Below are 14,050 nucleotides of genomic sequence, written 5' to 3' on the forward strand. Positions count from 1 at the left end.
AATGAATCGGATCGGGGCGTGGCGCGACGCCCCGGACACGATCGTCTACATCGGCGCCGTGGCGCGGACCGGGGCTTGCGGCACGGGCACGGCTTTGCCGGTCATGAAGTCAGCTGCGCGTTCGGCCATCATCATGATCAGTGCGTTGGTCGGCCCGCGGATGATGCGCGGGATCGCCGATCCGTCGACTACACGCAGGCAGGTCACGCCGCGCACACGCATCTGCGTATCGACCACGGCCGCCGCATCGTCGTCGGCGCCCATGCGGCACGTGCCGACCGGGTGATGAAGCGTGATCGCGATACGGCGGATGAATGCGTCGACGTCGGCATCGCTCTGCACGTGCGCACCCGGCGCGACCTCTTCGTCGATGAAGGGACGCAGCCCGGCCTGTGCGCCGATTTCGCGCATGCGCCGGAACATCTCCCGGGCCGCGATGCGATCGTTCTCGGTGGCGAGGAAGTTTTGCTCGATCCGCGCGTGTTGAGCCGGATCGGCCGACTTCAGCGACACGCGACCGCGGCTTTCGGGCGTGAGGAAAATGCCCTTGATCGCGAACGAGTCGGAATACGCGTGCCTGAACGGCTCGAAGTACGGCGCGGCGTTCATGGCGCCGGCAGCGAGGATCAACTGAATGTCCGGCAGCGGCAGATGCGGCTGGCTTCGAACCAGCCCGAGCGCGGCGGCGGGGATCTTGCCCGAGAAGCCGTTGCCGCCCGCCAGCGTGCGCATGACGTCGAACGCGATGCGGTCGGCACGCATCATCCGGTGCAGCGGCCCCGGTTCCTTGCGGCTCCAGCGCAGGTCGAACACGATGTGGTCGTGGAGGTTGGCGCCCACGCCGGGCAGTTCGACCCTCGTCCCGATGCCATGAGCGCGCAGGTGGTCGGTCGCGCCGATGCCGGAGAGCATCAGCAGTTGCGGCGAGTTGATCACGCCGCCGCAGAGGATGACCTCGCGGCGCGCGTCGGCACGGTAATCGGTATCGCCGCGACGGTATTCGATCGCGGTGGCGCGGGGTGTGCCCCGGTCGGTATCGAGCACGATTCGCCGGGCGAGCGCCCCGGCCACGAGCGTGACGTTGCCGCGCGCGAGCGCCGGGCGCAGATAGGCGACCGCGGCGCTGCAGCGCAGGCCGTTGCGGATGGTGGCCTGCATCGGCCCGAAGCCTTCGACGGATGCACCGTTGTAGTCGTCGTTTTCCGGATATCCGCATGCACGCGTCGCGTCGAGGAAGCCGCCGATCAACGGATCGCGATAGTCGAGCCGGATCACGGTCAGCGGGCCGCGCCCGCCGCGCAACGACGATTCGCCGCACTCCCAGGATTCGGAACGCTTGAAGTACGGGAGCACGGCGTCGTACGACCAGTCCGTCAGGCCGAACTCGTCGACCCAGCCTTCGTAATCCTCACGAGCGCCGCGTGCGTAAGCCATGCCGTTGATCGACGACGAACCGCCCACCACCTTGCCGCGCGCGCACTCGATTCGGCGGCCGTCCATGCCGGGTTCCGGCTCGGTGAAATAGCCCCAGTCGAAGAGCCGGTTCTTCAGAATCTGGCCCCACGTCAGCGGCACCTTGATGTACGGCGAACGATCCTGCTCGCCGGCTTCGAGCACGAGGATGCGGACGTTCGGATCCTCGCCGAGCCGGTAGGCGAGTGTACAGCCTGCCGAGCCGGCGCCGACGATCACGTAGTCGAACGTATCGGTTTTCATTGCCGCACCTCGCGATGCGTGATGGCCGGGCGGGCCGGCGCAACCCGCGAACGCGGGGCGTGGCGACCGGCCGGAACAGGCGTCGAACGAACCATGATGTCTCCAGGTGGGCCTGAACGCAGGCCTCTCGGTTGTGGGTTCATTCGATTGTGCGTAACCTGAAACATATCTTCCAATACGTATTGCATGGCCATCCGATACCCGGCTGGCTATGGGCGAGGGGACTGTGCGCGGATTCGATTCGTATCTCACTTTTCAGAAGCTCGAGGTGTTCTGCACGGTGGTCGAGCTCGGCAGCGTCACGCGCGCGGCCGACCGGCTGTGCATCGCGCAGCCGGTCGTGACCGCGCACGTGCGCAGCATGGAGAAGCGGCTCGGTTATGCGCTCGTGAAGCGCGCGGGGCGAAACATCGCGCTCACGGAGGCCGGCGAGCGGATCTATCGATGGGCGACCGAGGTCATCACGCGCACGCGCGAAGTCGAGCGCGAGCTTGCGGGCCTCGAGCAGGGCGAAATGGGCAACGCGGTCGTCGCGACGTCGATGTCGATCGGCTCGTACGCGTTGCCGCCGCTGTTCGCCGATTTCCACCGGCGGCAGCCGGACGGGCTCGTGACCGTGCAGATCCTGACGCCGCAGGCGGCCGTCGATGCGACGCGCGTGGGCGGCTGCGATTTCTCCGTCATCCTGATCGCGGCCAACCAGGATCTCGACGGGCTCACGATCCTCCCGCTGTGGGAAGACGAACTGCTGCTCGTGTGCGGCGCGTCGAGCCCGTGGGCCGCGCAGGCGGCCCGCGATCTCGACCTGCGCCGCGTGCCGTTCGTGAGCACACCGCGCAACCAGCCGCGCCGCGAGCTCGAAGAGGCATTGCTGCGCGAGCGCGGCCTCGAGCAGCGCAAGGTCGTGATGGAGCTCGGGCATCCGGAAGCGATGAAGCACGTGGTGCGCGAGAACCTCGGGGTGAGCTTCATGTTCGCGTCGGCGGTGCGCGCGGAGGTCGAGCGTCGCGAGCTGGTGGTGCTCGATCATCCCGATCTGTCGATGAAGGTACCGATCTATCTTGTGCATCGCGACGACAAGCGCTTTTCGGCGTTCCAGGCCGAACTCGTGCAATTCATTCTCGATGCCGCGTCGCCCGGCACGGTAGCGCACCTGTCGAATTCATAGTCGGTCGACTATTTGTTCGGCGATCAATAGCTAATAGACCTATGGTCGGCCCGGTTCTAAGCTGGCCGGGTGCTTGACGGTTCGCATCGAGACGCGATGCGGACTTGCGCACTGCCAGTCAACCCGAAAACAGGCCGACCCATGTGTACTCTTCATCTTCAAGCCGGCGGCGCCGCCGTCGCGTATGCGGACGACGCCGGGCGTCCCGCCGATGCGCCGGATCCCGCGCTCGTCGAGGACCTCGTCTGCGCGAACCGCATCCTGTTCGACCAGGGCATCGTAGATGCCTTCGGCCACGTCAGCGTCCGTCACGACAAGGATCCGCAGCGATTCCTGCTCGCGCGCAACATGGCGCCCGGTACCGTCGACGTCCAGGACATCGTCGAATTCACGCTGGACGGCGTGCCGGTCAATGCCGGCGGGCGCGCTGTCTATCTCGAGCGCTTCATCCACGGCGAGATCTACAAGGCGCGTCCGGACGTGCAGGCGATCGTGCACAGCCATTCGCCGACCGTGCTGCCGTTCAGTGTGACGAAACGCACGCCGCTGCGGCCGGTGTGCCACATGAGCGGATTTCTCGGCGCGGGAACGCCCGTGTTCGAGATCCGCGAGACGGCAGGCGATGCGACGGACCTGCTGGTGCGCGACAACGCGCTCGGCGCGGCGCTGGCGCGGCGGCTCGGCAGTGCGGCGTTCGTGCTGATGCGCGGTCACGGTTCGACGGTGGTCGCGCCGACGCTCAAGCAGGCCGTATATCGCGCGGTCTACGCGGAAGTGAATGCGCGCATGCAGATCGAGGCGCTGCAACTGGGCGACGTGGTCTATCTCAGCGAGCAGGAAGCCGCGACCGCGTGCGCGAACATCGAAACGCAGGTCGAGCGCCCGTGGGCGCTGTGGAAGCAGCGCGTACAGCGCGAGCAACACGTCGGCGCGCGCTGACCGCGATCGACTGAAAGAGGAGACGAGCATGAACGAGCAGTTGATGACAGGCCGCTTGCTGATCGACGGCGAACTGGTCGAAAGCGAGACCGGCGAGTGGGTCGAGTCGATCAATCCGGCCACCGAGGAAGCGATCGGCCGGGCGCCGGCCGGTTCGCGCAAGGACGTCGCGCGGGCCGTCGATGCAGCGCAGCGCGCGTGGCCGGCGTGGGCCGAGCGCACCGGCGAGGAGCGCGGCGAGTTGCTGCGCGGGTTTGGCGAGCGCCTGCTCGAGCGCGCGGAGGAACTGTCGCGCATCGAGGTGCTCGATTCCGGTAACACCTATGCGCCGACGCTCGCCAGCATGCACGAGACGGTGCGCAGCCTGCGCTATTACGCCGGGCTCGTGCACGGGCTGCACGGCGAGACGATCCCGGCCACCGGCCGGCACCTGCACTTGACCGTGTACGAGCCGTACGGCGTCGTCGGCCGGATCGCCGCGTTCAATCACCCGGCGATGTTCTCGGCGGCGCGTACCGCGTCGGCGCTCGTGACCGGCAACACGGTCGTGGTGAAGCCGCCCGAAACGTCGCCGTTGTCCGTGCTCGTGCTCGGCGAGGTCGCGCGCGACACGTTGCCGACCGGCGTGTTCAACATCATCAACGGAACGGGGGCGGAGGTCGGCGATGCGCTGGTGCGCCATCCGGACGTGAAACGTCTTGCGCTGATCGGGTCCGTGCCGACCGGGCGCGCGATTCAGCGCAGTGCGGCGGAGGTGGGCGTCAAGCACGTGACGCTCGAGCTGGGCGGCAAGAATCCGATGATCGTGTTTCCCGACGCGGATCCGGACGCGGCCGCCGAAAGCGCGGTGCGCGGGATGAATTTCTCGTGGCAGGGACAGTCGTGCGGATCCAATTCGCGGCTGCTCGTTCATGACGACCTCTACGACGACGTGCTCGCGCGGGTCGTCGAGCGCGTGGCCGCGATCCGCGTCGGCGATCCGATGTCGCCCGACACGGACATGGGCCCGATCAACTCGCGCAAGAGCTACGAACACGTGATGAGCTTTCTCGATCCGGCGCAGACGCACGGTGCGCGGCTGATGACGGGCGGCCGTCGCCCGCCCGGGCGCGCATTCGAGAAAGGCTTCTGGGTCGAACCGACCGTCTATGCCGATGTCACGCCGGCGATGCGGCTGTGGCGCGAGGAAGTCTTCGGCCCGATCCTGTCGGTCGCGCGATGGCGCGATGTCGACGAAGTCGTCGCGATGGCCAACGACACGGAATACGGGCTGTCGGCCGCGATCTGGACCAACGATATCCGGCAGGCGCTCAACACCGCGCGCCGCATCCGCGCGGGCAGTGTGTTCGTCAACGGCAGCAACACGCACTTTCTCGGCGTGCCCTGGGGCGGTTTCAAGAACAGCGGCGTCGACCGGGAGGAGGGGATCGAGGAGATGTACAGCTACGTCGAGAAGAAGGTCATCAACGTGATGCTGTGAACGGCGCGATTCACCGCGTGCCGTGCCCGTCATCGACGGCGGCGGCCGGCGGCGACGGGCACTCTCCACTCATGGAAGCCGGATAACGCGGGCAGGAGCGAGGCACCGGGCGGGACACACGAAGCCCGCGCGCGTCGATCAAATAGTTTTCCTAATAAAAATGACGACCGGCACATGGAAGATACGCATGCGACCGGCGCGTCGATCATCGATGGATTGGAGACAGTATCCGTGAGAATGAAGGCAATGGCCGTCGCGCTGGCGACGGTGTCGTGCCACGCGCACGCGCAGAGTTCGGTGACGCTGTTCGGCATCGTCGACAACGGCATCTCGTACGTGAGCAATGCGGGCGGCAAGTCGCTCGTGCGGGCGATGTCCGGCATCCAGGCGCCGAACCTGCTCGGGATTCGCACGGTCGAGGATCTCGGCGGCGGAGTCCAGGCGCTCGTCTTCATGGCGTCGCAGCCTGATCTCAACAGCGGCACGGTGCGCGGCGGGGCGCTGTCCGGGCGTGAATCCTATGTCGGCATCGTCACGCCGTACGGAACCGTGACGCTCGGCAGGCAGTTCGACTACATGTTCGACGAACTGTCGCTGCATCGCTGGGGGCACGAGATTTCCTATGTCAGCCTGTACCAGTTGCCGGGCGGCCCGTTCTCGAAGCTGGGCGCCGCGCTCGGCACCTTCGACTACACACGCATCGCCGGCGGGAGCGCGACGCCGAATGCGATCAAGTTCACGTCGGCGTACTATGGCGGGCTCCGGTTCGGCGCGATGTACGGCTTCAGCAACATCGCCGGGCAGACCGGCACCAACAACCTGTCGAGCTTCGGCGGGTCCTACGACAACGGGTCGTTGCGGCTGGATGCGGCCTACACGTATTCGAAGCAGGAAGGGATCGACAACGGGCACCTCGGTATCCGCAACGCCGGCGCGGGCGGCCGCTACGCATTCGGCGACTTCGCGCTCGACGCGCTGTACGTGAATACGCGCAACACGTCGACCGGCGCGCACGTCGATACCTACGAGATCGGCGGCTTGTACCGGTTCGCGCCGGACCTGTTCACGTACGCGAACTATCTTTACGCGAAAGGCAACCGGCAACTGGCCGGCAATCATTCGAACCAGGTCGGCATCACGCTCGATTACCTGCTGTCGAAGAAAACCGACGTCTACATGAGTGCCGTGTATCAGCAGGCGAGCGGCGGCGAGGACGTGATCGCGTCGGTATGCGGCACGTTCACGGCGTCGTCGGGCGCGCGGCAGACCGTGTTGCGCGTCGGCGTTCGAACGGTGTTCTAGGCGGGTGGCGCTCGTCATCCTGCCGGCTGGCGGATGTCATTGCGCCGTCACGTCGCGACAGAACGCATCGATCGCAGCGACCATCTGCGGCAGCCCGGGCTGCTCGATCGGATAGCGACCCGTGTTCTCCAGCTTCGTCACCTTGACCGGCACGCGGCGAATGCACGCGAGGAACGGCTCGCTCAGGTGCAGCGGCGTCCAGCGGTCCGCGGCCGGTTGCGTGAGCAGGACGCGGGGCAGACGGCGAAATCTTCCGGCTCGAGTCGAATAAATATCAATTTCGAGCGCTTTGATGCGATAAAAATTTCGAATGTGCGCGGAAATGAAGCGTCGACGAAGCATGGCGGGAGTCGTGCCGCGTCAAGTCAGAGACAGGAAATGAGCACGGCCTGTAACTTTTCGAGATGTTGGGCGCTTGTCGGCGCCGAGTCGGCCGACGATCATGTGGGAAGCCGGAAACCGGGGCGTTCCCGCTCCGCCAACGCAGGCTCCACACGGAAGAACCGGACATGAAATTGCTGCTCGTCGGCGCGACCGGACTCGTCGGGCGTCACGTCCTCGAAGTCGCGCTCGCCGATGCGCGGGTCGATCAGGTGATCGTCCTCGCGCGCCGCCCGTTGTCGCCGCACCCGAAGATGCGCGCGCTCGAGGTCGATTTCGATCATCTGCCCGACGCGGCCGACTGGTGGCATGCCGATGCCGTGATCTGCACGCTCGGCACCACGATGCGGGCCGCCGGCTCGAAGGCGGCGTTCCGGCGCGTCGACCACGACTATCCGCTCGCGGTCGCGCGGCTCGCGTACCGCCACGGCACCCCGGCCTACGTCCTGAATTCCGCACTCGGTGCGGACCCGGCATCGAGCATCTTCTACAACCGCGTGAAGGGCGAGGTCGAGCAGGCGCTCGCCGGCGTCGGGTTCGCGTCGCTCACGTATGTGCGGCCCGGGCTGATCGGCGGCAGCCGCGACGAATTCAGGTTCGGCGAGCGGCTGATGGTGTTCGCGTTGAACGCGGCTCGCCCCGTGTTGCCGGCGAAGTGGCGCGTGAATCCCGCGTCCCGGATTGCCCGCGCGATGCTCGACGCGGCGATCGACGCGCGGCCGGGCGTGCAGGTCATCGCGTCCGACCGGCTCGCCTGACGCGCAACGGGCGGCGCGCGTACCCGATTATTCGCCTGACCATCCATCGAGCTCGCCGAACTGTTCGGCGAGCGCCGCCGTGAACGCTTCCAGCGCTTCGCCGCCGTCGCAGTTGCGCGGCGTCGCGAGCTGGAATTCCACCGTATGGCTCAGCTTGCTCGCGAGCAGCCGGCGCATCTTCCCGGCGGCGACCCACGGCGCCGCGACATGGTCGGGCAGGAAGCCGACATGCGCGCCGGACAGGATGAAGATCACGTCGGCGTCGACGTTTTCGGAGAACGCGGTCGGCTGCGCGTTGCGCAGCGCCGCACCCGACGTGTTCGTCTTGTAGAGCCGCGCGACGTTGCTTGCGCGCGCGATGTCGTTGACCGACACGGTCTTTTTCGCAAACAGCGGATGCCGGGCGCCGCAGTGCAGCGACTGGTGCTCGACGAACAGCGGTGCGTAGTGCAGGCCGGCCTGGTGGCCGGAAAAGTAGCCGATCGCGAGCTGCAATTCGCCCTTCAGCAGCCTGCGCTCCAGTTCGTCGGGCGGAACCGCGACCATCTCGAGCAGTACATCAGGCGCCCGTTCGCGGAAGCTGCCGACAGCCGCCGCGATCGATTCGACGACGTCCGGCGCGAGCCGCTCGGACAGCCCGATACGCAGCTCGCCGAGCAACGTGCCCGACACGTGCTGCGTATCGCGCGTGAACACGTCCATCGCATGCAGGAGCCGCCGCGTCGACTGCAACACGCGTTCGCCCTTCGGCGTCAGCCGGAAGCCGCTCTTGCCACGGTCGCACAGCCGGAACCCGAGACGCGTCTCGAGCTTGGCCATCTGCGTGCTGATGGTCGAGGGCGCCATGCCGAGCGTGCCCTGAGCGGCGCTGAAGCCGCCGCTTTCGACGATCGTCAGAAAGAGCCGCAGCAGCTGCACATCCATGTCTCTCAAGCGGGTCAGCATGGCAATACGTCGCATTTCGTGAAGTTGGCTTATGTTAGTTCATATTTTTCGTCGGATGCCGGGGCGGCAGAATCGGGCACGAGGTCGCCAGCCGCGCGGCCGTCCCCCTTCAGACAGGAATCCGACGATGAGCCAGAACGATTTCGCCTTCACGCGCGACAGCCTCTACGGCACGCAGGCCGAGCCGACCTTCGCGGGCGCGACGAGCTTCATGCGCCGGCGTTTCAGCCGCGATCTCGACGGCGTCGACCTCGCGATCACGGGCGTGCCGTTCGATTCCGCCGCATCGCACCGGCCCGGCACGCGCTTCGGCCCGCGCGGGTTGCGGATCGCGTCGACGGGCATCGCGTGGGAGCGCCCGTGGCCGTGGTCGTTCGATCCGTTCGACGTGCTGGCCGCGGTCGACTACGGCGATTGCGCGTTCGATCTCGGGCAGCCCGAATCGGTGCCGGGCGCGATCGAGCGGCATGCCGACCAAATCCTCGCGCGCGGCTGCGCGATGCTGACGCTCGGCGGCGATCACTTCATCACGTATCCGCTGCTGAAGGCGCACGCGAAAGTGCACGGGCCGCTGTCGCTCGTCCATTTCGATGCACACACCGACACGTGGCCGGATCACGACGTCAAGCGTATCGATCACGGGACGATGTTCTATCACGCGGCGCGGGAAGGATGGGTCGTGCCCGAACGGTCGGCCCAGGTCGGCATCCGGACGACCAACGACGCGCCGATGGGTTTCGACATCCAGGATGCGCGCCACGTGCATGCGTCGACGCCCGCCGCGATCGCCGCGCGCATTCGCGACCGGGTCGGCGATCATCCCGTGTACCTGACGTTCGACATCGACTGCCTCGATCCGGCGTTCGCGCCGGGTACGGGTACGCCGGTCTCGGGCGGGCTGTCGAGCCATCAGGCTTTCGAGATCCTGCGTCACCTGGAGGGCATCAACCTGGTCGGCATGGACGTGGTTGAAGTGTCGCCGCCGTATGATCATGCGGAAATCACGTCGCTGGCCGGCGCGACGATCGCGCTGGAGCTGATCTGCCTGTATGCGTCGCGCCGGCGCGCCACGGAAAAATCGAACGATGACTGAACTCACCTGGCGCAACGCCGTTCCCGACGATGCGGCCGCGTGCATCGAACTGCGCGGCAAGACGCGCGAGAACGCATTCACCGACGCGCAGTTGCGCGACCTCGGCATCACCGTCGAAAGCTGGGGCGACGGCATCCGGGACGGCCTGGTCTCGGGCCGGGTCTGCTGCGCGAACGGGCGCATGGTCGGCTACTGCTTCGGCGACACCGGATCGGGCGAGATCGTCGTGCTCGCGATCCTGCCCGAGTACGAGGGGGCGGGGATCGGCAAGCGGCTGCTGCGGCAGGTGATCGACGCGTTCGCCGCGAACGGCTTCACGTCGCTGTTTCTCGGCTGCTCGACCGATCCGGCGTCGCGCTCGTACGGCTTCTACCGGCATCTGGGCTGGACGCCGACGGGCACGCTCGACGAAGCCGGCGACGAAATCCTGACGCTGCGGATCGCGCGGCACGCATGACGGCACGCGTCGGAGGCGCGAGGCGCTGCGTCGATTCTTCGATTCGTAAAACTGTTTCGTCATACCAAGCGATAACGTGACCGCGGCGCCTGCGCTGACCTACGATGGAGACATTGCATCCACCGTCCACCGAGCCGTGTGCACCCACTACCGCGCTCCCGATGAAGACCCGGGCATCAGCGAACTGAAGATCGGAATCGGCGACCTGTTCCGCCGCGACCCCTGGGCACCCGACGTGTATCCCGACTACGCGGCGCCGGTCGCGCGCGCCGACGGCGACGGCCTCGAGGTCGTCGCGGCCGTGTTCGGTTTCTGGCCGAAATTCATGCAGCCCGAGCGGATCGACGAGCACGGTCGAAAGAGAAAGAAACTCGATACGGTGAACGCGCGGGCGGAAACGGTCGGCGCGTCGCGGCTCTACGGCACCGCGTGGCGCAACGGCCAGCGCTGCCTGATTCCGGTGCGCTGGATCGTCGAGCCCTGTTACGAAACCGGTCGAAACGTGTGGCACCGGATCGGCGTCGCCGGCTGGCAACCGTGCTGCGTCGCCGGCATCTGGCGGCGCTACGAAGGCGCCGACGGCCGCGAACGCGTGGGCATGGCGATGCTCACGGTCAACGCCGACGCGCACCCGCTGTTCGCGCGGATGCATCGGCCCGGCGAAGAGAAGCGGGGCGTCGTGATCCTGCGCCGCGACGATTACGACGAGTGGCTGCACGTGCGCGATATCGAGGCAGCCCGGCGCATGCTGAACCTGCTCCCCGCCGACGACATGACGGCCGAACCCGATCAGGCATCACCCGCGCGCACCTGAGCTTTCATTATTCCGACGTCCTGCTTTCGACCAAACCGGCCGAACGTGTGCCGATTATTCGGACGATTTCGAAAATCGGCCGATACCGGGTAATCACCGATATCTCGCAAGTTGTATATACAAGATCATCCGCTGGCAATGTCGGCACACGTCGTGCCGCTTGCGCGCCAGCGCGCAAACCGTGCGTGCGTGGCGCATGCCGGCGATCCACGGCGCCCCGCACCCGCAGAGCCGAAAGGGCGGCTCGCAGCTTCCCGTCTTGTTCGAACCATTTGTGATCCTGAGTATTTTGGAGATTTGCCCGTGTCAACGAATCCCAGTGGAAAAGCCGGCGGCCTGATCGAAGTCCGTTCGATCGACTTCATTCCCGACGCCGAGCGCCACGGCGGCCTGCTGAGCCAGTTCACCCTGTGGCTGTCGGCCAACCTGCAGATCACGGCCATCGTCACGGGCGCGCTCGCCGTCGTGCTCGGCGGCGACGTGTTCTGGTCGCTGGTCGCGCTGCTGCTCGGCCAGTTCGTCGGCGGCGCGGTGATGGCGCTGCACGGCGCGCAGGGGCCGCAGCTCGGGTTGCCGCAGATGATCTCGAGCCGCGTGCAGTTCGGCGTCTATGGCGCGATGATCCCGATCGTGCTCGTGTGCCTGATGTACATCGGCTTTTCCGCGAGCGGCTCGGTCCTGGCCGGGCAGGCCGTCGCGCAGCTGCTGCACGTCGACGACGCGGCCGGCATCCTGCTGTTCGCCGCCGTGATCGTCGTGCTGACCGTGTTCGGTTATCGCGCGATCCATGCCGTCGGCCGGGTCGCGAGCGTGATCGGCATCGCCGCGTTCGTCTACATGTTCACGCAGCTGTTCGCGAACCACGACATCGGCGCGCTGCTCGCGAACCGGCATTTCTCGCTCGCGAGCTTCCTGCTGTCGATGTCGCTGTCCGCGTCGTGGCAGATCGCGTTCGGTCCGTACGTCGCCGACTATTCGCGTTACCTGCCGCGCTCGACGTCGTCGGTCGCGACGTTTCTCGCGGTCGGCCTGGGCTCGGTGATCGGCGCGCAGGCGGCGATGGTGTTCGGCGTGTTCGCGGCCGCACTGGCCGGCAGCCAGTTCGCGCACCATGAGGTGGCGTATATCGTCGGCCTCGGCTCGACCGGCGCCGTGGCCGCACTGCTGTACTTCAGCATCGCGTTCGGCAAGGTGACGGTGACCGCGCTCAACGCATACGGCAGCTTCATGTCGATGGCGACGATCGTCAGCGGCTTCCGCGGCAAGGGCGCCGTGTCGTCGAAGAGTCGCCTCGTGTACATCTTCGGGATGATCTGCGTATCCACGCTCATCGCGCTCGCGGGCCGCCATTCGTTCCTGAAGGAATTCACCGCGTTCATCCTGTTCCTGCTCGCGTTCTTCACGCCGTGGAGCGCGATCAACCTGGTCGATTACTACTGCTTCACGCGCTCGCGCTACGACGTGCCGGCGCTGTCCGATCCGGACGGCCGCTATGGCCGCTGGAACGTGATGGCGATCACGATCTACGTGGTCGGCATCCTCGTGCAGTTGCCGTTCATGTCGACGCACATCTACACGGGCCCGCTTGTCGATGCGCTCGGCGGCACCGACATCTCGTGGATCCTCGGCCTGATCGTGCCGGCCGTGCTGTATTACATCGGCGCGCGCGCGTCGCGCCGCAGCATTCCCGAGCGCCTGATCCTGCCGCTCGAACGCGGCGAAGTTCACCACTGACGACACGTCACGCGCATCGGGCCGGCCGGCTGCCGGCCTGATTGCTGCGCGAGCCGGGCGCTGCCTGCGCCGGGTTCTTCCACACGTTTCCCTTTCGACGATGCCGGCGCGGCGCGGCTGCCGCGCGCGGTGTCGTTTCATTCTCAGGCCATTGAATAGTATGACTAAGAAAATGACAGCCCGCGGCAGCGATGCCCGGGCGCGGATGGTGCACGCCGGTCTTCGCGTGACGGTGGCGGCGGCGTGCGCCGCCGGATCGGGCGCGGCGCTCGCGCAGGACGGCGTCACGCTGTACGGCGTGATCGACGAGTTCGCGCAGTACGTGAACACGGGCAACGGCTATACGGCGGCGATCGGTTCGGGCGGCCAGTGGGGCAGCCGGTTCGGGCTGAAGGGCGGCGAGGATATCGGCGGCGGGCAGAAGATCGAGTTCGCGCTGGAGAACGGCTTCAACCCGAACGACGGCTCGCTGGCGAGTTCGGGCAGCCTGTTCAACCGGCAGGCGTGGGTCGGCATCGCGGGGCAGTGGGGCAAGGTGCGCGCGGGCCGCCAGAATTCGCCGCTGTTCAACGACCAGGGCGGGCAGGATGCGTTCGGCGGTGTCACGCAGGCGTCCGGCATGGACAACCTGACCGTGTTCGCGTTCCGCACCAGCAATACGCTGTCGTACCAGAGCCCGGAGATCGCCGGTTTCCAGGGCGGTCTGTACTTCGGGTTCGGCGACGCGGGCGGCGTGCGCTCGGCGGGCGCCAGCCGGCAGTTCGACCTGACTTACGAACACGGGCCGTTCGGTGCGTTCGTCGCGGGCCAGTGGCTGAAGAACGCGACGGCGACCACGACCGATCGTACGATCATGGCCGGTGCATCGTACGAGATCGGCAGGGCGACCGTGTACGGCGGTTTTTCCGCGGTGAAGTGGGCCGATCTCGGCATCGATTCGCGCGTGTACGGGCTGTCGGTCAAATACCAGTTCAATCCGGCGAACTACGTGGCGCTCGGCTACGCGTATCTGCACGACCAGTCGTCGCAAGGCAACAATGCGGACCAGCTCGGGCTGATGTACGAGTACGACCTGTCGAAGCGCACGAGCTTCTACGGCGCGCTGTCGTACCTGCGCAACCGCAACCAGGCCGGCTACACGCTCGCCGGTGCGGCGAACCCCGGCCTGCCGCTCGCGTATCCGGGCGCGAATGCGCGCGGCGTGCAGCTCGGCATCGTGCATCGCTTCTGACGTTGCCGACGCGCCGGGCCGGGTGCGCCCGG

13 protein-coding genes are annotated in these 14,050 nt (G+C 66.8%); 10 read left to right on the forward strand and 3 right to left on the reverse strand.

All coding sequences use genetic code 11. The annotated features are described in order from the left end of the window. Nucleotides 1–45 precede the first annotated feature (45 nt). Complete coding sequence (locus FOZ70_RS15850; protein WP_021159560.1) at nt 46–1,716, reverse strand: GMC family oxidoreductase N-terminal domain-containing protein; 1,671 nt, start codon at nt 1,714–1,716, stop codon at nt 46–48. A gap of 226 nt (nt 1,717–1,942) precedes the next feature. On the opposite strand from FOZ70_RS15850, the gene FOZ70_RS15855 reads away from it, so the two are divergent. The 4 genes from FOZ70_RS15855 to FOZ70_RS15870 all read left to right on the forward strand — a co-directional run bounded on the left by FOZ70_RS15855 (nt 1,943) and on the right by FOZ70_RS15870 (nt 6,605). Beyond that, the gene (locus FOZ70_RS15855) at nt 1,943–2,884 is read left to right on the forward strand and encodes a LysR family transcriptional regulator (RefSeq protein ID WP_021159558.1); all 942 of its coding nucleotides are present in this window, start codon (nt 1,943–1,945) and stop codon (nt 2,882–2,884) included. Nucleotides 2,885–3,025: 141 nt separating this feature from the next. Further along, entirely contained in the window at nt 3,026–3,823 is a 798-nt protein-coding gene (locus FOZ70_RS15860; RefSeq protein ID WP_021159557.1) for a class II aldolase/adducin family protein, read from the forward strand. 28 nt (nt 3,824–3,851) lie between these two features. Continuing rightward, nucleotides 3,852–5,303, forward strand: a complete 1,452-nt coding sequence (locus FOZ70_RS15865; RefSeq protein WP_219706218.1) for an aldehyde dehydrogenase family protein — start codon at nt 3,852–3,854, stop codon at nt 5,301–5,303. 237 nt (nt 5,304–5,540) lie between these two features. Then, entirely contained in the window at nt 5,541–6,605 is a 1,065-nt protein-coding gene (locus FOZ70_RS15870) for a porin (RefSeq protein ID WP_042975093.1), read from the forward strand. 36 nt (nt 6,606–6,641) lie between these two features. Here FOZ70_RS15870 and FOZ70_RS15875 read toward each other — a convergent pair whose 3' ends face one another. Further along, the gene (locus tag FOZ70_RS15875) at nt 6,642–6,947 is read right to left on the reverse strand and encodes a hypothetical protein (RefSeq protein WP_021159554.1); all 306 of its coding nucleotides are present in this window, start codon (nt 6,945–6,947) and stop codon (nt 6,642–6,644) included. A gap of 167 nt (nt 6,948–7,114) precedes the next feature. Between FOZ70_RS15875 and FOZ70_RS15880 the strand changes: the two genes are divergently transcribed. Then, on the forward strand, nt 7,115–7,744 hold the full coding sequence (locus FOZ70_RS15880; RefSeq protein ID WP_219706219.1) for an NAD(P)H-binding protein: 630 nt from the start codon (nt 7,115–7,117) through the stop codon (nt 7,742–7,744). Nucleotides 7,745–7,771: 27 nt separating this feature from the next. Here FOZ70_RS15880 and FOZ70_RS15885 read toward each other — a convergent pair whose 3' ends face one another. After that, nucleotides 7,772–8,689: a LysR family transcriptional regulator gene (locus tag FOZ70_RS15885; protein ID WP_219706220.1), complete on the reverse strand. Its 918-nt coding sequence runs from the start codon at nt 8,687–8,689 to the stop codon at nt 7,772–7,774. A gap of 127 nt (nt 8,690–8,816) precedes the next feature. On the opposite strand from FOZ70_RS15885, the gene speB reads away from it, so the two are divergent. The 5 genes from speB (at nt 8,817) to FOZ70_RS15910 (ending at nt 14,018) form a co-directional block, all read left to right on the forward strand. Next, nucleotides 8,817–9,782 carry an agmatinase gene (gene speB / locus FOZ70_RS15890; protein WP_219706221.1) on the forward strand — a complete coding sequence of 322 codons (966 nt, stop codon included), beginning with the start codon at nt 8,817–8,819 and terminating at the stop codon, nt 9,780–9,782. Continuing rightward, nucleotides 9,775–10,239, forward strand: a complete 465-nt coding sequence (locus FOZ70_RS15895; protein WP_219706222.1) for a GNAT family N-acetyltransferase — start codon at nt 9,775–9,777, stop codon at nt 10,237–10,239. Before speB ends, FOZ70_RS15895 begins: the two co-directional genes overlap by 8 nt. A 136-nt stretch (nt 10,240–10,375) precedes the next feature. Further along, a complete protein-coding gene (locus FOZ70_RS15900) occupies nt 10,376–11,053 on the forward strand; it encodes an SOS response-associated peptidase family protein (RefSeq protein ID WP_021159549.1) in 678 nt (225 codons plus the stop codon). A 303-nt stretch (nt 11,054–11,356) separates the two neighbouring features. Then, the gene (locus FOZ70_RS15905) at nt 11,357–12,787 is read left to right on the forward strand and encodes a cytosine permease (protein ID WP_059590143.1); all 1,431 of its coding nucleotides are present in this window, start codon (nt 11,357–11,359) and stop codon (nt 12,785–12,787) included. 160 nt (nt 12,788–12,947) lie between these two features. Beyond that, complete coding sequence (locus tag FOZ70_RS15910; protein WP_219706223.1) at nt 12,948–14,018, forward strand: porin; 1,071 nt, start codon at nt 12,948–12,950, stop codon at nt 14,016–14,018. Nucleotides 14,019–14,050: the final 32 nt, after the last annotated feature.

Source organism: Burkholderia sp. COPS, from assembly GCF_019425585.1.
Lineage (GTDB): Bacteria > Pseudomonadota > Gammaproteobacteria > Burkholderiales > Burkholderiaceae > Burkholderia > Burkholderia cepacia.

Coding starts and splice junctions, on each gene's coding strand:
- FOZ70_RS15850 (WP_021159560.1), bottom strand. CDS start 1,716: ATGAAAACCGATACGTTCGACTACGTGATCGTCGGCGCCGGCTCGGCA.
- FOZ70_RS15860 (WP_021159557.1), top strand. CDS start 3,026: ATGTGTACTCTTCATCTTCAAGCCGGCGGCGCCGCCGTCGCGTATGCG.
- FOZ70_RS15865 (WP_219706218.1), top strand. CDS start 3,852: ATGAACGAGCAGTTGATGACAGGCCGCTTGCTGATCGACGGCGAACTG.
- FOZ70_RS15870 (WP_042975093.1), top strand. CDS start 5,541: ATGAAGGCAATGGCCGTCGCGCTGGCGACGGTGTCGTGCCACGCGCAC.
- FOZ70_RS15875 (WP_021159554.1), bottom strand. CDS start 6,947: ATGCTTCGTCGACGCTTCATTTCCGCGCACATTCGAAATTTTTATCGC.
- FOZ70_RS15880 (WP_219706219.1), top strand. CDS start 7,115: ATGAAATTGCTGCTCGTCGGCGCGACCGGACTCGTCGGGCGTCACGTC.
- FOZ70_RS15885 (WP_219706220.1), bottom strand. CDS start 8,689: ATGCTGACCCGCTTGAGAGACATGGATGTGCAGCTGCTGCGGCTCTTT.
- speB (WP_219706221.1), top strand. CDS start 8,817: ATGAGCCAGAACGATTTCGCCTTCACGCGCGACAGCCTCTACGGCACG.
- FOZ70_RS15895 (WP_219706222.1), top strand. CDS start 9,775: ATGACTGAACTCACCTGGCGCAACGCCGTTCCCGACGATGCGGCCGCG.
- FOZ70_RS15910 (WP_219706223.1), top strand. CDS start 12,948: ATGACTAAGAAAATGACAGCCCGCGGCAGCGATGCCCGGGCGCGGATG.